Here is a 21322-nt window from a genome sequence, read left to right on the forward strand (position 1 = left end):
AAAGGAACTACCTCGACGAGGAGGTAATTCATATATTACTGGCTGTGTTTCGGCACGCTGTTGAGTTCTCAAAGAACACGCGCACACCGCAGCTAATCTCCGAGGAGAGTCACTTCCGGGGCTGTGTCAGGCTTAGAAGTCTTTCGCCGCACTCCGTTCCGGCTGTGTTTCCCGGCCCGTTCCGTGCTGGCATGGAGAAATTTACACGGGCCCCCCACGAGATCCAAATCGGGGGTCCCTAACGGCGTAACCGCAGGTCAGAGACCACGCGGACGGCCCAAACCCGCCAAGATCGACGCACAGTGTGACCGGGGCCACGCCGACAATCTTGTATCCAGCTTCAGTGAGGTGCGCTCGGCAGGTGCACGGAGACCGACAGACCACCGGTCGGCACGGCCACTGCCTGCGCAAACCCGCCGTGAGCTGCCACCGCGGCACGCACGATCGACAGCCCGAGACCCGTGCCGGACTGGCTGGTCCGGTCCTTGCCCCCGCGCCGGAACGGCTCGAACAGCTCCTCCACGCGGTCCGGCGGGATCAGCTGACCCGATGACGACACCCGTAGAACCGACCACTGCGGCCCGGTCTCCACCGCGGTCTCGATCCATCCGCCGACGTGGTTGTGCCGGATGGCGTTCTCCAGCAGGTTGCCGGCGATGCGCTCCAGCAGCGCGGGATCCCCGACCGCGAGCGCCGGCACGCACCGGAACACCGCGCGCAGGTTGCGTGCCTCGGCCTCGGCCCGTGTCGCCTTCCACGCGGACTCGACCACCGCGGACAGGTCGACCGGCTCACGGACAGCGAGCCCGATCCCGTCCGTGCGTGCGAGCAGCAGCAACGCCGACACCAGCTGTTCGGCACGCTCCCCCGCCGCGCGCACGACACCGGCCATGCGTCGCAGCTCTTCGACGTCGGCGTCCGGATCGGACAGAGTCACGTCCAGCTCGGTGCGCACCACCGAGAGAGGAGTGCGCAGTTCGTGCGACGCGTTCGCCACGAACCGGCGTTGCGAGTCGAAGGCTGCTTCCAGCCGGTCGAGCATCGAGTCGAACGTGTCCGCGAGCTCGGCGACCTCGTCACGCGGACCCTCCAGCCGCAACCGCGACCCCAGCGACTCCGCCGACAACCGGCGAGCGGCACCCGTCACGTCGTGCAGAGGCTTCAGCACACGGCCGGTGAACGTCCACGCCAGGACAGCGGCGGCCACGACCATGCACGCGAACGCGATCAAGCCGGCGCGCAGCAGGTCCTGACGCGCGGTGGCGGTCAACGCGTCGGTCAGCACCTTCACGGTGACGTTGACGCCGTCGACCGTGACCTGGGTGTCGGAGGGGAACGACGGCGACGAGTCGAAGACCCGCCCGACCAGCGTCCAGCCGAGGAAGAGCAGGACAGCGCTCACCACGGCGACGAGCGCGGTGGTGAGCAGCGTGATCCGGAGACGCAGTCCTGGCCCGCGTCGTCGCACAGGTCAGTCCTCTGCAGAGCCGTTCGAGGCACTGGGGACCCGATAGCCCGAGCCCACGACGGTGTCGATGATGCCCGGCTCGCCCAGCTTCTTGCGCAACGTCATCACGGTGACGCGCACGGTCGTGGTGAACGGATCGGCGTTCTCGTCCCACACGCGCTCAAGCAGTTCCTCGCTGCTGACGACCGATCCCTTGGCCGCGAGCAGCACCTCGAGGACCCCGAACTCCTTGCGGGTCAGCTCGATCGGCTGCCCTCCGCGCGACACGGTGCGTCGCGCCGGATCCAGTTCCACGTCCTGCGCGGCCAGCACGGGCGGCGTCGCCGGGGTCGCGCGCCGGGCCAGCGCCCGCACGCGCGCGACCAGCTCGGGGAACGCGAACGGCTTCGCGAGGTAGTCGTCCGCGCCCAGCGACAGGCCGGACACGCGATCCTCGATGGACCCGCTCGCCGTCAGCATCATGACCCTGGTGAGCGCGCCGGAGCTGAGGATCTCCTTGCACAGCTCGTCGCCGGACATCCCGGGAAGGTCGCGGTCGAGCACAACCACGTCGTACCGCGTGACGGTCGACTTCTCGTGCCCGCTCTCGCCGTCGTAGGCGACGTCCACGGCCATGCCTTCGCGCCTCAGGCCGCGAGCGATCGCGTCGGCCAGAGGCGCCTCGTCCTCGACTACCAGAATCCGCACGCCTCAAAGGTGCCACATTCACCTGAGAAGGCGCTTAACGACACCTTCACTTCCTGCGCGCAGGCCGATCGACCACGACCGTGGAGGCGGTCTGCAGCGCACGAATCTCCAGCAACGCCGGGTGCTCCTCGGCCAGCCGGGCCGCGTTCAGCAACGACCGCAGCGCAGCGGTCTCCCCGCGTGCCCGCTCCAACGCCGCACGTCCCTCGGACGCCGCCACCAGCTCGGCCAAGGCGGCTCGACGCAGTTCCCCAGGCATGACGACATCGCGCACGGCCACATCGGAGACCGATACACCCAGTTCGGCAGCCCGCGCGGCCACACCGGCCAGCACCTCGGCAGCGATGGCGTCACGCTCGGCGTCAACGGCAGAGTGTGCGCGCGTCAGCACCGCACCGCGCAACGCCAGCTGCACGGCCGTGTAGAGCTCAGCCTCAGGCCCAGCGGACGCCACCACGAACGTCGTCGCCGAGGACACGGCCCACCGCACGACAACGGTCACACGGACCAGCACGCCGTCAGAGGTCGGCACGTCCTGTGCGGCCGGGGTGAGTGAGCGCGGACGAACGTCGACACGGTGCAGCACGACGTGCCGCGGGAACTTGTGCTGGCCGGGCTCCACCTCACCCACCAGAACACCGCGATCGAACCGAACACCCCGCTCCCACGGGTACAACGTGTGCTTCATCGTCTCCACCTCGTCCAGACAGACCACGACCCCGGTCGGCAGGACGTCCGGCGGGAGTCCGGAAAGGACTCGCAGAGCCGGAGATCCCCTGGTGCGACCGGGGTCGTGGCGTTCAGGAATTGAACCTGGTGCCTCTACAGCGCCCCTGCGCCACCCCGATCGCGGAACCCGGCGAGGAAGTCCTGCCGGGCCGCAGAAGGCGGCGCGAGGTGGAGGTTAGCCGAACTACTTGTCCGCGGGCGCGTCGATTTCCACGGGCAGGCACTCCAGGCGAGCGGCCCACTCCGTCACGCGCCGTGCGACGTCCTGCGCGGTGATGCCGCACAACGCCAGCACCTCGCCACGCTCACCGTGGTCGTGGAACCGTTGCGGCAGAGCGATGTCGCGCAACGGCACCTCGACGTCGGCGTCGCGCAACGCGGCCGCGAGAGAGGAACCGAAGCCACCGTGCCGGCCACCGTCCTCGACCGTCACCACGAGCTTGTGCGACGCGGCCATCTCCACGAGGTCCACCGACATCGGGTAGATCCACCGCGGGTCGACGACCGTCACGCCAATGCCCTGGTCCTCCAGCCGTTGCGCGGCCTCGAGACCAAGCCCGCCCAACGCGCCGACCGTCACCAGCAGCACGTCGTTGCCCGAGCGCCGAAGCACGTCCACGGAACCCACGCGCTCCAACGCGGGCAGGTCCGGGCCGACCGAGGCCTTCGGGTAACGGATCACCGACGGCGCGTCCGAGATCGCCACGGCCTCGCGCAGTTCCTCGACCAGCGTTCCGGCGTCACGCGGCGCCGCCACGTGGACGCCGGGGATGACGCCGAGGATCGACATGTCCCACATGCCGTGGTGCGACGCGCCGTCCGGTCCGGTGACGCCGGCCCGGTCCAGCACGACCGTGACGCCCTGCTTGTGCAGCGCCACGTCCATCAGCAACTGGTCGAACGCGCGGTTGAGGAACGTCGCGTAGACGGCCACGACCGGGTGCAGACCGCCGATCGCCAGTCCGGCGGCGGAGGTCAGCGCGTGCTGCTCGGCGATGCCCACGTCGAAGAAGCGCTCCGGGTACGCCTTGGCGAACGGGTCGAGACCGGTGGGCCCCTGCATCGCGGCGGTGATCGCCACGACGTCGGAACGTTCGCGTCCGACCTGCACCAGCGCGTCGGAGAACACGTGCGTCCAGGTCCGGCTGGACGGCTTGACGTCCTCGCCGGTGATCGGGTCGATGACGCCGGTGGCGTGCATCTGGTCGGCCTCGTGGTTCTCGGCCGGCGCGAACCCCATGCCCTTGCGGGTGACCGCGTGCACGATCACCGGGCCGCCGAACGACTTCGCGCGCTGCAGAGCGGACTCCAGCGTCGCCATGTCGTGGCCGTCGACCGGGCCGATGTACTTGAGGCCGAGGTCCTCGAACATCGCCTGCGGCGCCAGCGCGTCCTTGATGCCGCGCTTGGCGGCGTGCAGGGCGGCGTAGAGGGGCTTGCCGAAGAACGGCGTCTGCTGAAGCGCGCTCTTGCCCTTCTCCAGCACGCGCTCGTAGCCGGGGCGCAGCCGCAGCGACGACAGGTGGTCCGCGAGACCACCGATCGTCGGCGAGTACGAGCGGCCGTTGTCGTTGACCACGATCACGACCGGACGGGTCTTGTCCGCCGCGATGTTGTTCAACGCCTCCCAGCACATGCCGCCGGTCAGCGCGCCGTCGCCGACGACGGCGACCACGTGGCCGTGAGCGCCGTTGATCTGCTTCGCCTTCGCCAGGCCGTCCGCGTAGGACAGCGCCGTCGAGGCGTGCGAGCTCTCCTGCACGTCGTGCTCGGACTCCGACCGCGACGGGTAGCCCGACATGCCGCCCTGCTTGCGCAGCCGGTCGAAGCCGTCGCGGCGGCCCGTGACGATCTTGTGCACGTACGACTGGTGACCGGTGTCGAACACGATCGGGTCCTGCGGCGAGTCGAAGACCCGGTGCAGTGCCACGGTCAGCTCGACGACACCCAGGTTCGGGCCCAGGTGCCCGCCCGTCTTGGACACCTTGTCGACCAGGAAACGCCGGATCTCGTCGCACAGCTGCTTCAGCTGCGCGTCGTCCATCCGTTTCAGATCAGCTGGTCCGTGCACGGACTCCAGCAGGGTCACCACGCCCACCTCACTCCTGAAGACTTCGGCTCAGTCTACGGAGACGCGACTGAGACGCTGCCTCAGCTCGTCTCAGGGACGAGCAGGGCGATGCACTCCATGTGATGGGTCATGGGGAACGCGTCGAACGCCCGCAGCTCCGCGAGCCGGTACCCCTGAACTGTGAATTCGGCCAGGTCGCGGGCCAGTGCGGCGGGGTCGCAGGCCACGTAGACGACCCGCCCGGGACGGCGTCGTGCGACTTCAGCCACAACGACCTTGCCCGCCCCCTTGCGAGGGGGGTCGAGCACCACGACGTGAGGGTTCTCCACGGGCAGTTTGCGCGTCACGGCGAGTTCCACCTTGTCCGCCACCCACTCGACCTGGGACATGCGGCGCAGGTTGCGCCGGCCGTCCTCCACCGCACCGGGGAAAGACTCCACGACCAGCACGGATCCGGTCTCGCCGACCTGTCGTCCGAGCACCGAGGCGAAGAGCCCCGCACCGCCGTAGAGGTCCCACGCGCGTTGCCCCGGCTTGGCCGCGGCCCACTCCCCCACGACCGTGGCGAACGTGTCCGCGGCGGCCGGGTGGACCTGCCAGAAACCATCCGCCGAAACTCGCCACTTTCGTTGGGCGGCGGTCTCGACGGCCGTACCGGTTCCGGCGCGTCGCACGGTGTGTCGGCCGCGCACCTCACCCACATGACGGTTGCCGTCACCGTCCTGGACGATCGTGAGCTCCTGTGCCCGCCACTTACGGTCGGCCACCGCCTCGACCATGCCCGGACGGGAGATCACACAGTGGTCGATCGGGATCACATCGTGGGAACGCAGGCCGCGGAAACCCGGCCTTCCGTCACGGTCGACGGCCATCCGGATCCGGGTCCGCCACTCCAGCGGGCCGCCCGGCAGCGCCTCCACGACCACGTCGCGTTCGATCTTGGCGAGGCGGGAGAGCTGCTCACGGACGATCTGGGCCTTCAGCTCCCGTTGCGCGTCCCACGAGACGTGCTGGAAGTCGCAACCACCGCACATCCCCGGCCCGCTGAACGGGCACGGCGCCTCGACGCGGTCCGGTGACGCCTCGAGGATCTCCACGGCGTCCGCACGGCAGAACGAGCCGCCGTTGTCCTCGTGCACCGACACCACAACGCGTTCGCCGGGCAGCGCGTGACGCACGAACAGAACGCGCCCCTCGTGCCGTGCGACGAAGTGCCCGCCGTGAGCGACAGGCCCCACTTCTACTTCGAACTTGCGTCCGGTCCAGTCTTCTTTGGTGGTGCTCATCGGTCGTCAAGTCCCCTTCGAACAGCGCCGGGCGCGATGACGTCCTTGTCCTTGACCTTCACCGAGGATTCGAGCTGCCACGGGACACTGGTCACCATCACACCCGGCTGGAAAAGCAGCCTTCCCTTGAGCCGCAACGCGCTCTGGTTGTGCAGCAGCTGCTCCCACCAGTGGCCGACCACGTACTCGGGAATGAACACGGTAACAACGTCGCGCGGGTTGTCCGACTTGACGCGCTTGACGTAGTCGAGAATGGGCTTGGTGATCTCCCGATACGGGGACTCGATCACCTTCAGCGGGATCTTGAAGTTCTCCTTCTCCCACTCAGCGACGAGCTTGCGGGTGTCGCCGTCGTCGACGTTGACCGTGACGGCCTCCAGCACGTCCGGACGCACGGCCTTGGCGTAGGACAACGCCCTCAGCGTCGGCATGTGCAGTTTGGACACCAGCACCATCGCGTGGTTACGCGCGGGCATAGTGCGCACGCGCTCCTGCTTGCGCAGTTCCTCGGCGACGGTGTCGTAGTGCTTTCGGATGGCCGTCATCAACGCGTAGATGGCGGCCATCGCGGCGATGGCGATCCAGGCGCCCTTGGTGAACTTGGTGATCAGCACGATGACCAGCACGGTCGCGGTCATCACGAGACCGAACGTGTTGATCGCCTGCGAGCGCCGCATCCGGCGGCGGCTCTGGGCGTCGGTCTCGGTCTTGAGCAGCCGGTGCCAGTGCTTGATCATGCCGAGCTGGCTCAGCGTGAACGACACGAACACACCGACGATGTAGAGCTGGATCAGCCGCGTGACCTCGGCGTCGAACGCGATCACCAGCACGACCGCGAACCCGGCCAGGAACACGATGCCGTTGGAGAACGCCAGCCGGTCGCCGCGGGTGTGCAGCTGGCGCGGCAGGTAGCGGTCCTGGGCGAGGATCGAGCCGAGCACCGGGAAGCCGTTGAACGCGGTGTTCGCGGCGAGCACCAGGATCAGCGCGGTGACGCCGGCGATGAAGTAGAAGCCGGGCGGGAAGTTGTCGAACACGGCGTGCGCGACCTGCGCGACCATCGTCTTCTGCTCGTAGCCCTCAGGGGCGTTGGTGATCTGCTGCTGCGGGAACTCCGCCATCCGCACGTCGGTGAGCTGGGCGAGGATGATCAGACCCATCAGCATGACGACCGAGATGCCGCCCATCAGCAGCAGCGTCGTCGCGGCGTTGCGGGACTTGGGCTTGCGGAACGCGGGCACGCCGTTGCTGATCGCCTCGACGCCGGTGAGGGCGGCGCAGCCGGACGAGAACGCCCGCAGCACCAGGAACACGAACGCGAGGCCCATCAGGTGGTCCTGCTCGGCGTGGATCTCGAGGCCCGAGCTCTCCGCCCGCATGTCGTCGCCCATCACGAGGCCGCGGAACAGGCCGTAGCCGATCAGACCGAAGACGCCGATCATGAAGGCGTAGACCGGCACGGCGAACGCGCTGCCGGACTCGCGGATGCCGCGCAGGTTCACCGCCGTCAGCAGCACGATGGCCGCGACGGCGAACTCCGCCTTGTGGGTCGCGACGAACGGGATCGCGGAGCCGATGTTGGCCGCGGCCGCCGAGATCGACACCGCGACCGTGAGGATGTAGTCGACGAGCAGGGCGCTCGCGACGGTCAGGCCCGCTCTGCGGCCGAGGTTGACGGTCGCGACCTCGTAGTCGCCACCGCCGGACGGGTAGGCGTGCACGTTCTGCCGGTAGCTGGCCACCACGGTGAGCATCACCACGACGACCGCGACCCCAACCCACGGCGCCATGGCGTAGGCGCTCAGGCCCGCCACCGACAGCATCAGGAAGATCTCCTCCGGCGCGTACGCGACCGACGACATGGCGTCGGAGGCGAACACCGGCAAGGCGATGCGTTTGGGCAGGAGGGTGTGCGCGAGGCGATCACTGCGGAACGGCCGTCCGACCAGGAGGCGTTTGGCAGCGGTGGCGAGCTTGGACACGGCCAGAGCGTAAGGGGTCCGCTCACCGGGACGGGCTAATGCTCGGTAGGTTCTGCGGAGAGCTCGCCTGAGGAGGCATGTCGTGCACGTGGTGATCATGGGGTGTGGCCGGGTGGGGGCGTCCCTGGCCAGGGCTCTGGAGCGACTCGAACACCAGGTCGCCGTGATCGACAAGGACCCGCAGTCGTTCCGCAGGCTGGGCAGCGACTTCCACGGGCAGCAGGTCGTCGGCAACGGTTTCGACCGCAATGTCCTGATCGAGGCCGGTGTCGAGCGCGCGGGCGCGTTCGCGGCGGTCTCCAGCGGTGACAACTCGAACATCATCTCGGCGCGGGTGGCGCGCGAGACGTTCGGAGTCGAGCACGTCGTGGCGCGCATCTACGACCACAAGCGCGCCGCCGTGTACGAGCGACTGGGAATTCCGACCGTGGCCACGGTGCCGTGGAGCACTGACAGATTCCTGCGGATGCTGTTGCCCGAAGGCGCGGCGACCGCGTGGCGTGACCCGTCCGGGACCGTGGCGGTGCTGCCGATCGAGGTCGACGAGGCGTGGGTCGGGCAGCCGGTGCGCGAGCTCGAAGAGGCGATCGGCGCGCGCGTGGCGTTCGTGATGCGCTTCGGCACCGGTGTGCTGCCCGACGCCAAGACCGTCGTGCAGGCCGACGACACCATCTACGTGGCGGCGCTGTCCGGCACGATCACCGACGTCGCGGCGGCGGCGTTGCAGGCACCGGAGGAGGGCTGATGCGGATCGCGATCGCTGGTGCGGGGGCGGTGGGACGGTCCATCGCGCAGGAGCTCGTCTCGGACGGGCACCAGGTCATGCTGATCGAGCGCGACCGCAAGCACTTCGACCCGAACTCGGTCGAGCAGGCCGAGTGGGTGCAGGCCGACGCGTGCGAGTTGTCCTCTTTGGAGGACGCGGGCATGCACCTGTGCGACGTGGTGATCGCCGCGACGGGTGACGACAAGGTCAACCTCGTGGTGTCGCTTCTGGCCAAGACGGAGTTCGCGGTCCGGCGCGTCATCGCGCGCGTGAACGACCCGACGAACGAATGGCTCTTCACCGAGTCGTGGGGCGTCGACGTCGCCGTGTCGACGCCACGGCTGTTGGCCGCCATGGTCGAGGAGTCCGTGACGATCGGTGACGTCGTACGGCTGATGACGTTGCGTCAGGGCCAGGCGAACCTCGTGGAGATCACGCTCGACGAGTCGACGCCGTTCGCCGGCCGCGCGGTCTCGGAGCTGACGCTGCCCCGTGACGCCGCTCTGGTGACGATCCTGCGCGGCGGACGGGTCATCGTGCCGCAGCCGGACGACACGCTCGAAGGCGGCGATGAGCTGTTGTTCGTCACCACCGCCGCCGTCGAGCAGGACATCAAGACCGCTTTGGGCTATTAGGCCCACCAGTACTGGTTGCCGCCTCCGTGGCAGTCCCACAACTGCACGGAGGCGCCGTTCCACCAGTTCGCGCCCGCGATCTCGACGCACCGGTTGCCGGACTGCCACGACCGGATCCGGCCGACCTCCGCTGTCGTGGAGGCGGGGCGGTAGAACAGCTGGAAGGCGTTGTTGCTCGTCTGGCAGTCGTACATCTGCAGGTGGGCGCCGTTGTCGAGGTTGCCCCAGGCGGCGGTGAGGCATCTGCCGCCGTCCGCGTTGCGCAGTCTCAGCCCGTCCCAGTACCAGCGCTGGGTGAGGGCGTTCTGGCAGTCGACCATGATGACCCCGGCGCCGTTCTGGCCGGTCGCGGCGGTCATGCACCGGCCGTTGAACTTCGACTGGACGTAGATGGTGTTCTGCGCCTGCGCCACGGAGGACGTGACGAGGACGCCGCCGGCGACGAGGGTCAGTGCGGCGAGGATCGCGGCCTTGCGCTTGAGAAGTTTCATGGCCTTTCGACGCCTGCCGCTCGCCGCCTGATACAGGGCATGCTCGTCCGGTCCGGTATCTGCGCATCGGAAGCGAGCACTTACTACCTGTGAGCGATCAGCTGCCCCTGGTCGGGCGCGAGAGAGAGCTTCGGACCGCGCTGCGGGCGTTGGCCGTGGACGGCGCGGTGCTGCTGTCCGGCCCTCCAGGCGTGGGCAAGACACGTCTGGCCGCTGAGGCCCTCGCCGCCGTGCCGCACCCGGCGGTGCGTTGTTACGCCACGGTCGCCACGTCCCGGATTCCACTCGGCGCGATCGCGTCGCTCGTGCCCACCGACCTGCCTGCCTCGCGGGGTTCGATCCTGCCGTCGTCGTCCGTGCGCGCGGCCGCCGAACATCTCTCTCGTGGCGGGCGGCGGGTGTTGTCGGTCGATGACGCGCATCTGCTCGACGACGCGTCGTTGTTGGTGTTGCAGCATCTTGTGCGCCATCGGCTGACGCGGGTCATCTGCACCGCACGGCCCGGCTGGGGCATGGAGGGGTTGACCGTCGTCGGGGTCGACGCGCTGGACCAGGAATGCGCGGACGCGTTGCTGGCGACGGCTCTCGGCGGACCGGCGGACGCCTCGACGCGGCATCTGGTGTGGGCGAACAGCCAGGGAAACCCGTTGTACCTCAAGGAACTCGTCGCCGCAGGACGGCATTCGGGCGCGCTGACCGAGACCGTGGGCGGGTGGAACTGGAGTGGGCCGCTGGAGCTGTCCGGACGGCTCGCCGAGCTCGTCGACCTGACGCTGGGACGGCTCGCGGAGCCGCAGCGGCGGGCGCTGGAACTGCTCGCGTACGGCGAACCGCTGGAACCCAGGTTGTTGCCTGTTCCCCAAGACCTCGTGGACATGGGGTTCATGCGCGTAGGTGATGACGGACGCGCGCGCGTCGCGCATCCGCTCTACAGCGCGCGCCTGCGGGCGACGTGCCCGACGTTGCGGGCGCGTGCGCACCGCCGTGCGTTGGCCGATCGGCTGGAAGCGGAAGGCGCGGACCGGCCCGGTGACGCGGTGCGCGTCGCGACGTGGCGGCTCGACAGCGGGACGGCCGAGTCACCGGATGTGCTGGCACGGGCGGCGGAGCAGGCACTGTCCGCTCAGGACTGGGAGCTCGCGGAACGGCTCTCGCGCGCCGCCATAGCGCGTGGGGCGACATCACGCGTGGGGCTCGTGCTGGGTCTTGTGCTGATGTACCAACGTCAGTGCGCACAGGCCGAGGAAGTGCTCGCCGAGACCATGGCGGCGGGCGGCGACATGCTGACCGTGATCCAGGTCGGCTGTACGCGCGCGTTCAACCTGTTCTTCGGTCTCGGTGACGAGGACGCCGCCGTGACCGTGCTGGATCTCGTCACCGAACGAGAACTGCCGGCCGAGATGGAGCACGCGGTGCTGTTCGTCGCGCTGACGTTCGCGCTGGAGGCCGCGCCGTTGGGGTTCGCGCGGCTCGGCGGTGAGCTGCTGATCGCCGAGGGCGGCTGGGCTGAGACGGCGGGACGGCAGGTGCTGGCGTTCGCCGACCAGTTCGCGGGCCGCTACACCGATGCCATCGCACGGGTCGAGGACAACCATGAGGCCGTGCTGGCGACAGCGGGGCGGTTCCCGTCGTTGATGAGCGCGGCCAACGGTGTGCGCAACGAGAGCGCTCTGCGGTGTGGCGACCTGGTGGGTGCGGAGAAGCGGGGCGCGCAGGCGCTGGCCGAGCTGATCGAGGAGGACCGCTGGTCGGTCACGCAGGTGCCGCCTCGGGTGTTGCTGAGCCAGAGCGCGCGGTTGCGCGGGAAGGCCGCTTCGGCGGTGCGGATCACCGCGGAGGGCGTTCCGGACCCGGCCGCGCTGCCGATGATGTGGGACGTGCTGCTGCTGGCCGAGTTCGCGACCGGTGCGGCGTTGCAGGGGCAGTCGGATCGCGCTTTTCGCGCCTTGGCACGCGCGGAAGCAGGGTTGCGGCCCGCGTGGCGTATCGCGCAGTTCGCCGTGGGGGCCGCACGGTCGTGGGTGCTCGCGGGCGCAGGGCGGGTCAACGAGGCGATGCAGGCTGCACTGGACAACGCCACCTTGGCTCGTGCGCACGGCGCGCATTCCGAGGAGATCGGTTCGCTCCACGACGCCGCACGGTTCGGCGCGGACACCTCGCCTCGTCTCCTGGAACTCGCGAAGTCACGCAAGGATCCGCTCACGACCGCGTACGCCTCGCACGCCCAGGCGCGCGCGTTGCGGGACCCGGCGGGGCTGGAGGAGGTGGCGGCGGCGTTCACGGCGTGTGGTGCCACGTTGTACGCGGCCGAGGCACTCGCGGAGGCCAGCAGGCTGTCGCGGTTGCACGACCGGCCCCGTGACGCGGACCGGTTGGAACGGCAGGCGTCGGCGCTCGCGGAGTCGTTCGACGGCGCGACCACGCCCGGCCTGGTGGTGACGAGCACGCTCGCCGCGTTGACGCCACGTCAGCTGGAAATCGCGCGGCTGGCCGTGGCCGGGCTGACGAACGTGGAGATCGCCGAACGGCTGGCGATCGCCAAACGCACCGTGGACAACCATCTGCACACGACCTACGCGGCTGTGGGCGTGACGGGACGGGGTGGCTTGCGCGCGTTGTTCGGCCAAGGGGCGTAAATCGATGTGCGCGGTGAGCCGGACCTCGGCACACTGCGAGTTGTGTGGCCGTTCGTGGGCAGGGTGCGGGAGCTCGAGGACGTGATGTCCGCGCTCACCGGAGCCGACGAGAAGGGTGCCGCGCTCGTCGGCCCCGCCGGTGTGGGCAAGACCCGGCTCACGGACGAGGTCGTGGCACGGCTGGAGCGCACCGGTCTGGCCGTGCGGCGCTGTTACGCGACGGTGGCGACGTCGGCGATCCCGTTCGGTGCGATGGCCGCGATGCTGCCGACTGACCTGCGCACGGCGAACCCGCTCGGTCGCGCCGTGGAGCACCTTCTGTCCGAACAGCTGCCGTTGATGATCGTGGTGGACGACGCACATCTGCTCGATGACGCCTCCATCGCGTTGCTGCATCACGTGATCCGGCACGGACACGCACGGGTGCTCGTGACCTCACGGCCCGGTGAGCGCACCGAGTTGTGGCAGGACGGGTTGCTGCGGCGATATCCGCTGGGCGACCTGTCGCGGGCCGAGTCCGACCTGCTGCTCGAACGCGCGCTGGACGGGCCGGTCGACACGCGGTCGGCGACGCTGCTGTGGTCGGGCAGCGCGGGAAATCCCTTGTACCTCAGGGAACTCGTCGTGTCGGGCTGCGCGATGGGGGCGTTGCGCGCCGACGACGGCATCTGGTCGTGGCACGGCGCGATCGAGCTCGGCGGACGGCTCGCGGAGCTCGTGCAGTCCAACCTGGGCCGGCTGGAACCGTCGCACCGGCACGCGCTGGAACTGCTCGCGTATTCCGAGCCGGTGGAACTGGACCTGCTGGCGTCGCTGGTGCGCGAGGAGGCGCTGGACGACCTGGAGACGCGCGGGTTGATCCGTGTCGTGCCGTCAGGGCGTCGCGTGGTCGTACGGCTAGGGCATCCGTTGTACGGCAGCCTGCTTCGTACGACGTGCCCGACGTTGCGCGCGCAGTCGCACCAACGCGCGTTGGCCGCCGCTCTGGAAGCAACGGGCGCACGCCGCCGTGAAGACCTGATGCGCATCGCCACGTGGCGGCTCGACGGCGGTTCACCCATCTCAGTGAACCTGCTGGCCGCGGCCGCCGAACAGGCCTGGGCCGCGCAGGACGTGGCACTCGCCGAACGCCTGTGCCGCGGCGCCGTCGAGGCGGGCGGGCTGAACCGCGTGGGGCACGTGTTCGGCCAGGTCCTGATGCACGGCCGCGCACCGGACCAGGCCGAGGCGACGCTGGCGGACGTGATGTCGGGCCCGCTGTCGGCGGAGGACCTGAGCCGCCTCGGCGCCACCCGATCGATGAACCTCCACTTCGGTCTGGGCGACGCGGACGCCGCCGCCGCGGTGCTCGACCACGTCGACGTGCCCGGCCTCCCCGCCGACCTGCGCGACTGGCTTCAGGTGGTCCGGGTGATCGAGGCCGCGCAACACGGCCACGTGGCGACAGTGCTCGAGAGCACCTATCAGCCCGTGGCACCGCACCTGACCGTCCATTTGCGACGCACCAGGGCGTTGTGCCTCCTGCACGCAGGCCGCTATCGCGAGGTTGCCGAGGAGATCGCCGCCTACGAGGCGTTGGAGGACCTGTCCGAGCCCGACGACGGCGCCCTGCGCATGCGTTGCTTCGCGCTGGCGTTCGCCGGCAACCTCGCCGAGGCGGAAGCCCTTGCGCTGACGATGCACGACAGAACGTTCGACGAGTTGGCCTTCACCGGCGCGACATCGCTCTTCGGCGTGCTGTCGTTCTGCGCGCGCATGCGCGGCCACGGCTCCCAAGCCCTGCGCCTGGCCCGCGAAGGCAGCCCGAAGACCCCTTCGCGTCCCTTGATCTTCGACGCCATCGCGCTGGCGAACCTGGCCGGTACCGCGGCGATCTGCGGCGACGCCACCCTGGCCCAGGAAGCCCTCGCCCGCGCCGAGAAGGCCCGCCGCCCGGCATGGCGCCTGACCGGCACCACGGTCTCGGTGACCCGTTCGCAGGTACTCGCCTGCACCGGCGACCTCCGCGCCGCCGCCGACGCCGCGATGGCCGCCGCAGACGAATGCGCCGAACTGGGCGTACACGGCAACGAGGCCATGGCCCTGCACAACGCCGCCCGCTTCGGCGTGGACACGTCCCAGCGCCTGACGGCCCTCACGTCCACGATGGACGACCCGATGACCGCGGCCTACACGGCACACGCGACCGCCCTCGCGGACGCCGCACCGACCGCCCTGGAGGCCACGGCAACGGCCTTCCAGCGCCTGGGCGCCACCCTTTACGCCGCCGAAGCCCTCGCCGCCGCGACCGGCCTGCACCGAGCCCGGGGCGACGCCCGCGCCGCCTCCCAGGCCTCCGCCCGCCAGGCCCTCCTGATGCGCGACTTCGACGGCGTCCGCACCCCGGCCCTGTGCGCCGACGGCCTGACCCACCTGACTCGGCGCCAGGCCGAGGTCGCCCGCCTGGCCACGTCCGGACTCACCAACCAGCAGATCGCCGAACAGCTCCACACGTCCAAACGCACGGTCGACAACCACCTGCACGCGATCTACGGGATTCTCGGCGTGACGGGCCGCGACGAACTGCGAACCGTGCTCGGCCCGTCCTGACCTCGGCTGATATCCCATATATCGGATGTCACGCGCCTAGCCACCTCACCGACACCCACCACACCGCGCACCACATCGCGCCTGGGGTCCCTGGCCGCACACCCACGCCGACCTGCCCGTACACCTTTGCAATGAGTCTTTTGACTTCGTCCGCAAACGTTTTTTGCATCCGGTCGGCGGCAGCGGTCGACGGCGCGAGCAACACTCGCGCGATCCGACATATCGCCTACCGGCCATCGGCAGGCTGCTCTCTCGGCTTCCGCCTGCTCCACCTGCGTTGCCACGAAAACAACGCGGCCGGCGCCCCCGAAGGGAAGCGCCGGCCGCGTCGAAGTGGAGCGGGTCAGTCTTGGGAGAGCGGGGTCAGTCTCTGGACTTGTCGCGGGACTCGGCGTCGACGACGCGCTTGAGCTCGTCCATGTCCGGGGTGAGCAGGTCGTCGGCCGTGCGGGCCAACACTTCGTCCACCTCGGCCTCCGCCTTGGCCTTGGCCTCGGCGGCCTCCTCGGCCGCTTTGAGGCGCTTGTCGGCGCGGCGGACCGCCCAGACCGTGGCGAGCAGCGCGACGGCCATCAACGGGTAGCCCATGCCGAGGCGCGCGACCGCGAGCCAGCCGACCTGGTCCTCGTCGTAGAGCCAGCGCTGGACCACGAAGCGGGCGAAGAAGACCAGGGCCCACACGAAGGTCGCGATGTCGTAGTCGCGGACCGAGGCCTTGTCGTCGCGCCAGGAGCGGTCTCTGCCGTTGAGGAACGTCCAGATCACGCCGGCGAGCGGCCAGCGCACGATGATCGACAGCAGGAACGCGCTGCCGTACACGACGCTCTGCCAGATGCCGAAGAGGAAGAACCCCTTGGCCTCGCCTGTCTTGTAGGCGATGAACGCCGCGATGCCCACGCCGAAGACGGCGGAGATCGCGGGCTGGATGGTGCCCTTGCGCACGGCCAGGATCACGCCGATGACGACGGCGGCGGCGAGCGAGCCGATGATCGCGGCCATCAGGTTCTTGGTCGCGAAGTTGATGATCACGAAGACGAGGACGGGCAGCGACGAGTAGAGCATTCCGCTCACGCCGCCCATCTGCTCTAGGACGGTGGGCTGCTTTTCTTCGGTCTCAGCTGAGGTCATGAAGCGTTCTGCAACTCGTAATAGGGGTTGTAGAGCACCTTGCGCCCGTCGCGCACGGCGATGCGGCCTCGGGCCTTGATCGTCCGACCAGGCTCGATTCCCGCGATGCGACGGCGGCCGAGCCAGACGAGCGTGACGCCCTCGGTACCGTCGTAGAGCTCGGCTTCCAGGGTGGCGGCCGCGTCCCTGGGGCAGAGCTCCACGCTGCGGAGTCTTCCGAGGACGGTGACCTCCTCACCGGACTTGCAGTCGCAGGCCTTCACCGCGCCGACGGCCTCCGCTTTTCGCGAGAGGTCGTCCGCGTCGAGCTCGGTGACGTCGCTGGTCAAGCGACGCACCAAGCGGCGCCAATAGCCGCTCATCCCCGACTCCTGCATTGCTCTGGTGGCCCCGTGGTGTGGGCCGTCTGACAGTGAGGGTACGCACGGGCAACGACAATCTCGGGCGTGCCTGCCGAGACCGTCCTCCTGCTGCCCGGAACCGCCTCCGACGAGGTGTTCGTCCGATCTGTCTTCACCGAGCCGTTGTCGCAGGTCGGTGCCGTTCTCGACGCACCGCGGGTTCGCACACTCGGTGAACGGTTGACGGCCCTCGAAAATGCCCCGGCAGGCCACCCGATCGTGGTGGGTGGCGTCTCACTCGGCGCGCACGTCGCCGCGCGGTGGGCCGTGGCCAACCCGGACAGGTGCGCGGGGCTGATCCTGGCGCTGCCTGCGTGGACCGGAGCACCGGAGGAGGCACCGGCGGCGCTCGCGGCCAGGGCCAGCGCGGAGATCGTCCGAACACAAGGGCTCACGACGGCGCTCGCCGGCACTACCGGCTGGCTGCACGACGAGCTGAAACGGGCGTGGCGCGGCTACGGCGACCAGCTCGTGCCGCATCTCGAAGAGGCTGCGGAGTCGCTCGCGCCGACGCTGGACGAGCTGAAGTCGCTGGACGTGCCGACGGGAATCGTCGGGTGCGCCGACGACCCGGTGCACCCGATCGCGGTAGCGCGGGCTTGGGCGGAAGCCATCCCACGCGCCGTGCTCGTCACAACGACGCTGGACGCCTACCCGCGCGCTTTGGGGCGCGCGGTGCAGGCGTGGCAGCGGGCTCGTTAGCCCTCTTGCTGCTGGATGTGCCGGGCGATCGCCTCAGGCAGCTCGACCGGCAGCGGGGTGCGGGGCGGCATCGGCTGCTCACCGCGGACGACCACGGTGCCGCGCAGCATCTCGCGCAGCGCCTGCGAGTTCTGCTCGAAGTGCTCTTCGGGACCGGCCGCGACGCCGCGAAGCATCCAGCGCGGGCCGTCGACGCCGACGAAGAGGATCTGCACGCCCTGGTTGCGCGCGGTGATCTCCTCGCCCCACTCGCCGTTCTCCCGGTTGATGCGGGCGCCGTCCTCCTTGAGGCCGTCGATCAGCTCGGCGCCGACCTCGCGCCAGAGACCGCCCGACTTCGGCGCGGCGAACGCGCTGACCGTCAGCTGGCCGACGGACGTGAGGACGTGCACGGCACGCACGGAGCCGTTCTGCTGGTCCATCTCGACCTGCAACTGGGCCTCGTCCGGCATCGGCAGTTGCACGGATCCCAGGTCGAGCCGCTCCACGTCGTCCTGGGGCGCGACCGTCGAGTCCCACGGGCCGTCGACGTCGTCGAAGACCTCGTCGTGCTCGGGACCGGTCTCGACCGCCCCCGAGGAGTGACGACCGCGCTTGCGGCGCCTTCCGAACATGCCCCTACCCCTCCGCCTTCATCCGGGCGAGCACCACGTGCCCGCCGGTCGAGCCATAGCCTCCCGCACCGCGTTCCGTTTCCGGCAACTCGGTGACCTCGCGGAACACCGCGTGCTCGACGCGTTGCACGACGAGCTGGGCGATCCGGTCGCCCCGCGACAGCGCGATCGGCTCACGGAGATCATGGTTCACGAGGCAAACGCGGATCTCACCGCGGTAGCCGGAGTCGATCGTGCCGGGCGTGTTCACCACGCTCAGCCCGACCCGCGCGGCCAGTCCGGACCGCGGGTGCACGAACCCGGCGAACCCCTCGGGCAGCGCGATGGCGACACCGGTGCCGACCACGGCGCGCTCACCTGGTGGAATGACCACGTCCGACGTGGTGACCAGATCAGCGCCCGCGTCGCCATGACGGGCGTAGGCGGGCACGGGAACCCCCGGATCGAGCCGGGTCAGCAACACCTCGACGCTGGACACGGCGGCCGAGATTACCCTGACGACGTGAGTGAGACTGCCGTGACCGCCACTACGACCTTCCGCGAACGCCTGTACGTGACGTGGTGGATCTGGCCGCTGCCGCTGCTCGCGGCCGCGTTGCTGGCCGCCGAGGTGCACATGGGCTTCCCCGGCGTCCGTTCCTGGCTGCCGTACGTGATCCTGCTGCCGCTGACGATCGTGCTGATCGTGCGGATGGGATCGACGAAGGTGGAGGTCGCGGACGGCGAACTGCGCGCGGGTGACGCGCACATCCCGCTGGAGCTGCTCGGCGAGGTCGAGATCATCGCCGCCGAGGACCGCCGCAGGATCATGGGCCGCGAACTCGACCCGGCGGCGTTCGTCGTGCACCGGGGCTGGGTCAAGCCGCTCGTGCGGGTGCGCGTGACCGACCCGGAGGACCCGACGCCCTACTGGGTGATCAGCACGCGGCATCCCGACGAGCTCGCCGCCGCGATCAAGTCCTGAGAGAACACAACTGGGCGCCACCCGTGAGGGTGAGCGCCCAGTTCTTTCTTCGGCGGACTGAACTCAGGCGCAGTCCCGGCAGATGTACGTGCCGCCGTTGTCCTCGGCGAGCCTGCTGCGGTGGTGCACCAGGAAGCACTTCGAGCACGTGAACTCGTCGGCCTGCTTGGGCAGGACCTTGAACGTGAGCTCCTCACCGGACAGGTCGGCGCCCGGAAGCTCGAAGTTCTCCGCGCTCGCGTCCTCGTCGACGTCGACGACGCCGGACTGCGTCTCGTTCCGCCGGGCTTTCAACTCCTCGAGGGAGTCCTCAGCGAGTTCGTCCGCCTCGCTGCGACGCGGCGCGTCGTAGTCGGTCGCCATCTTCTTCACCCCTGCGGTCTACGGAGACTGTTCGTGTCGCTGGTTAACGCTCCAGCGACCTCTTTTGTGCCCCACGTCAAGGTGACGTAGGTCTCGCACACCCGGCGGGCAAGCCAACCCCCTTGACGTGACCGTCGGCTTGATCGAAATGTGTGCGGAGCGCGCAGAGGGTAGCTCATTGCCCAGGTGGCTCGTCATCGGGTTACCCCTTACCGACCGGACGGGTGACACAACCTTTCTACGCTGGACCGATACCCTGTGCGGGAGCACGTGCGCTCTGGCGTGCAACCTGACGCCGGACCGGTACCGTCCTGACTGTGAGCAATCAGGACGGTGCGTTCGGTCACGCACGTCAGGGCGCGCAACAGCCGGGCAGGGCCTAGGCTGATCTCAGGGGACGGATCACGGGGAGGGCTTCGAACGTGGGATCCGCATCGGGAAGCTTGACGCCTTACAAGAGGCGTCGGCCCGTGCCCGCGCTCGTCCTGTTCGCGGTGCTGTTGGTCAGTTCCGTGTTCGTGTGGGTGAAGGTGCTCGGCAACGCGAGCGACGTGGACGCGGCCATCAAGTGCAACGCGCCCGGCAACGTCGCGACGACGTCCTCGGCGGTCGCGGGGGCCGATCCGGCCGCCACGTCGACGGCACCGCCTCCGGCACTGGGCACCGTCCTGGAGCACGACGCGCTCGACCGCACGAACCCGGTGCCGGTCGGCGAGGTCAACTTCAAGGTCGTCAACGCCTCGACGCAGCGCAACCACGCCAAGGCCGTCGCGACGATGTTCACCGAGCTCGGCCTGAAGCAGGCGGCCGACCCCGGCAACGACCTGGTCTACCCGGCAGGCGACATGAACTGCCGCGGCCAGATCCGCTTCGGCGCGCCCGGAGCGTCGGCCGCGAGGACGCTGTCGCTGCTGGAGCCGTGCCTGGAGCTCGTGCGCGACGACCGCCAGGACGCCACCCTCGACATCGCGATCGGCAAGAAGTTCGACGAGGTCAAGCCGAACAGCGACGCCCGCAAGGTGCTCGACCAGCTCAAGGAGTGGGCCGAGCAGCAGCCGGAGCAGCAGGGCGGTCAGGTGGCCGCGGCCGCCCCGCCGACGCTCAACGCCGACAGCCTGGCCGGCGCGCGCGAAGTGACCTGCTGACTTCTCGCCGGGCCCGCGCTACCTTGCGCGCATGGGGGTTGATCTTCTTCCGGAGGAGCACGTCCTCTGGCAGGGCGAACCGGCGAAGCACTCGGTGTTCCTGCGCCCGGACCTGACGTGGATCCGTTTCAGCCTGAAGTTCCACGCCGTCCTGATCCTGCTCGTCGTGGTGGTGGCCGCCGCGGCACACGGGTGGGCGGACTACCTCGGCAGCTGGTCCGACGTGTTCGGCGTGTGCACGGGGTTCGCGGTGCTCGGCCTGCTCGGTATTGCCGAACCGTTCGTCTGGCGCTACCAGACGCTGCGCCGCACGACCTACTACGTGACCGACCAGCGCGTCGTGTCCGTGCCTGGCCGCCGAGCAAGGTCTGCGCCGCTCACCGAGATCGGCTATCTGGCGTTCACCGAGGAGCCCGGCGGCTCCGGCCACATCCGGCTCGACAGCCGGGTCATGCCGGACGGTTACGGCAACGGGACGGTGGCCGAGTTGATCCACGTCCCGGACGTCCACGAGGTCGTCACCCTCATCTCCACGCTGACCGGACAGCCCGCTAACCGACGTTGACTGGTCAACATCAACGTTGACTGGATCAACCTCGAAACCGCCCCTTGTGCAAAAGACGTTTGCGGACGTCCGCAAACGTCTTTTGCACAACCGATATATC

20 protein-coding genes are annotated in these 21322 nt (G+C 69.3%); 8 read left to right on the plus strand and 12 right to left on the minus strand.

Translation table 11 applies throughout. The features are described 5' to 3' along the window. Window positions 1–340 precede the first annotated feature (340 nt). From BM417_RS25505 to BM417_RS25530, 6 genes are all read right to left on the minus strand, one after another. Window positions 341–1468 carry a sensor histidine kinase gene (locus BM417_RS25505; protein WP_093599434.1) on the minus strand — a complete coding sequence of 376 codons (1128 nt, stop codon included), beginning with the start codon at window positions 1466–1468 and terminating at the stop codon, window positions 341–343. Between the two features lie 3 nt (window positions 1469–1471). Beyond that, window positions 1472–2155 (minus strand): response regulator transcription factor, encoded by a 684-nt coding sequence (locus BM417_RS25510; RefSeq protein WP_093599437.1) that lies wholly within the window; start codon window positions 2153–2155, stop codon window positions 1472–1474. Between the two features lie 46 nt (window positions 2156–2201). Then, window positions 2202–2843 (minus strand): SPFH domain-containing protein, encoded by a 642-nt coding sequence (locus BM417_RS25515; protein WP_093600625.1) that lies wholly within the window; start codon window positions 2841–2843, stop codon window positions 2202–2204. 225 nt (window positions 2844–3068) lie between these two features. Further along, on the minus strand, window positions 3069–4973 hold the full coding sequence (dxs, locus tag BM417_RS25520) for a 1-deoxy-D-xylulose-5-phosphate synthase (protein WP_093600628.1): 1905 nt from the start codon (window positions 4971–4973) through the stop codon (window positions 3069–3071). A 62-nt stretch (window positions 4974–5035) separates the two neighbouring features. After that, on the minus strand, window positions 5036–6241 hold the full coding sequence (locus BM417_RS25525) for a class I SAM-dependent RNA methyltransferase (protein WP_093599440.1): 1206 nt from the start codon (window positions 6239–6241) through the stop codon (window positions 5036–5038). Next, window positions 6238–8223, minus strand: coding sequence for an APC family permease (locus BM417_RS25530; RefSeq protein ID WP_093599443.1), 1986 nt, complete (start codon window positions 8221–8223; stop codon window positions 6238–6240). The genes BM417_RS25525 and BM417_RS25530 overlap by 4 nt, the downstream gene beginning before the upstream one ends. An 82-nt stretch (window positions 8224–8305) precedes the next feature. Between BM417_RS25530 and BM417_RS25535 the strand changes: the two genes are divergently transcribed. Further along, a complete protein-coding gene (locus tag BM417_RS25535) occupies window positions 8306–8968 on the plus strand; it encodes a potassium channel family protein (RefSeq protein ID WP_093599446.1) in 663 nt (220 codons plus the stop codon). Next, window positions 8968–9624 (plus strand): potassium channel family protein, encoded by a 657-nt coding sequence (locus BM417_RS25540; protein WP_093599449.1) that lies wholly within the window; start codon window positions 8968–8970, stop codon window positions 9622–9624. The genes BM417_RS25535 and BM417_RS25540 overlap by 1 nt, the downstream gene beginning before the upstream one ends. Here the strand turns inward: BM417_RS25540 and BM417_RS25545 are convergent. Continuing rightward, window positions 9621–10115, minus strand: a complete 495-nt coding sequence (locus BM417_RS25545; protein WP_093599452.1) for an RICIN domain-containing protein — start codon at window positions 10113–10115, stop codon at window positions 9621–9623. The two genes, BM417_RS25540 and BM417_RS25545, sit on opposite strands and share 4 nt — an antisense overlap. An 89-nt stretch (window positions 10116–10204) precedes the next feature. On the opposite strand from BM417_RS25545, the gene BM417_RS25550 reads away from it, so the two are divergent. Both BM417_RS25550 and BM417_RS25555 read left to right on the plus strand, forming a co-directional pair. Beyond that, window positions 10205–12751, plus strand: coding sequence for an AAA family ATPase (locus BM417_RS25550; protein WP_093599454.1), 2547 nt, complete (start codon window positions 10205–10207; stop codon window positions 12749–12751). Between the two features lie 42 nt (window positions 12752–12793). Beyond that, window positions 12794–15340, plus strand: coding sequence for a helix-turn-helix transcriptional regulator (locus BM417_RS25555; protein WP_143138800.1), 2547 nt, complete (start codon window positions 12794–12796; stop codon window positions 15338–15340). A 363-nt stretch (window positions 15341–15703) separates the two neighbouring features. Here BM417_RS25555 and BM417_RS25560 read toward each other — a convergent pair whose 3' ends face one another. Next, window positions 15704–16468, minus strand: coding sequence for a DUF3159 domain-containing protein (locus BM417_RS25560; protein WP_093599460.1), 765 nt, complete (start codon window positions 16466–16468; stop codon window positions 15704–15706). After that, a complete protein-coding gene (locus BM417_RS25565; protein WP_036013248.1) occupies window positions 16465–16830 on the minus strand; it encodes an OB-fold nucleic acid binding domain-containing protein in 366 nt (121 codons plus the stop codon). Before BM417_RS25565 ends, BM417_RS25560 begins: the two co-directional genes overlap by 4 nt. An 84-nt stretch (window positions 16831–16914) precedes the next feature. Between BM417_RS25565 and BM417_RS25570 the strand changes: the two genes are divergently transcribed. Beyond that, window positions 16915–17571: an alpha/beta fold hydrolase gene (locus tag BM417_RS25570; RefSeq protein WP_093599463.1), complete on the plus strand. Its 657-nt coding sequence runs from the start codon at window positions 16915–16917 to the stop codon at window positions 17569–17571. Here the strand turns inward: BM417_RS25570 and BM417_RS25575 are convergent. Together BM417_RS25575 and dut are read right to left on the minus strand one after the other, a co-directional pair. Then, window positions 17568–18185: a DUF3710 domain-containing protein gene (locus BM417_RS25575; protein ID WP_093599466.1), complete on the minus strand. Its 618-nt coding sequence runs from the start codon at window positions 18183–18185 to the stop codon at window positions 17568–17570. The genes BM417_RS25570 and BM417_RS25575 overlap by 4 nt on opposite strands. 4 nt (window positions 18186–18189) lie before the next feature. Beyond that, a complete protein-coding gene (dut, locus tag BM417_RS25580; protein WP_093599469.1) occupies window positions 18190–18663 on the minus strand; it encodes a dUTP diphosphatase in 474 nt (157 codons plus the stop codon). Between the two features lie 24 nt (window positions 18664–18687). Between dut and BM417_RS25585 the strand changes: the two genes are divergently transcribed. Further along, entirely contained in the window at window positions 18688–19149 is a 462-nt protein-coding gene (locus tag BM417_RS25585) for a DUF3093 domain-containing protein (RefSeq protein WP_245822163.1), read from the plus strand. Between the two features lie 63 nt (window positions 19150–19212). On the opposite strand, the gene BM417_RS25590 is transcribed toward BM417_RS25585, so the two are convergent. Next, on the minus strand, window positions 19213–19512 hold the full coding sequence (locus tag BM417_RS25590; protein ID WP_030474775.1) for a DUF4193 domain-containing protein: 300 nt from the start codon (window positions 19510–19512) through the stop codon (window positions 19213–19215). 422 nt (window positions 19513–19934) lie between these two features. On the opposite strand from BM417_RS25590, the gene cei reads away from it, so the two are divergent. After that, window positions 19935–20657, plus strand: coding sequence for an envelope integrity protein Cei (cei, locus tag BM417_RS25595; protein ID WP_281251352.1), 723 nt, complete (start codon window positions 19935–19937; stop codon window positions 20655–20657). Window positions 20658–20688: 31 nt separating this feature from the next. Then, complete coding sequence (locus BM417_RS25600) at window positions 20689–21222, plus strand: PH domain-containing protein (protein WP_093599478.1); 534 nt, start codon at window positions 20689–20691, stop codon at window positions 21220–21222. Window positions 21223–21322: the final 100 nt, after the last annotated feature.

Origin of the sequence: Lentzea waywayandensis (genome assembly GCF_900115955.1) — a bacterium.
Classification (GTDB): domain Bacteria; phylum Actinomycetota; class Actinomycetes; order Mycobacteriales; family Pseudonocardiaceae; genus Lentzea; species Lentzea waywayandensis.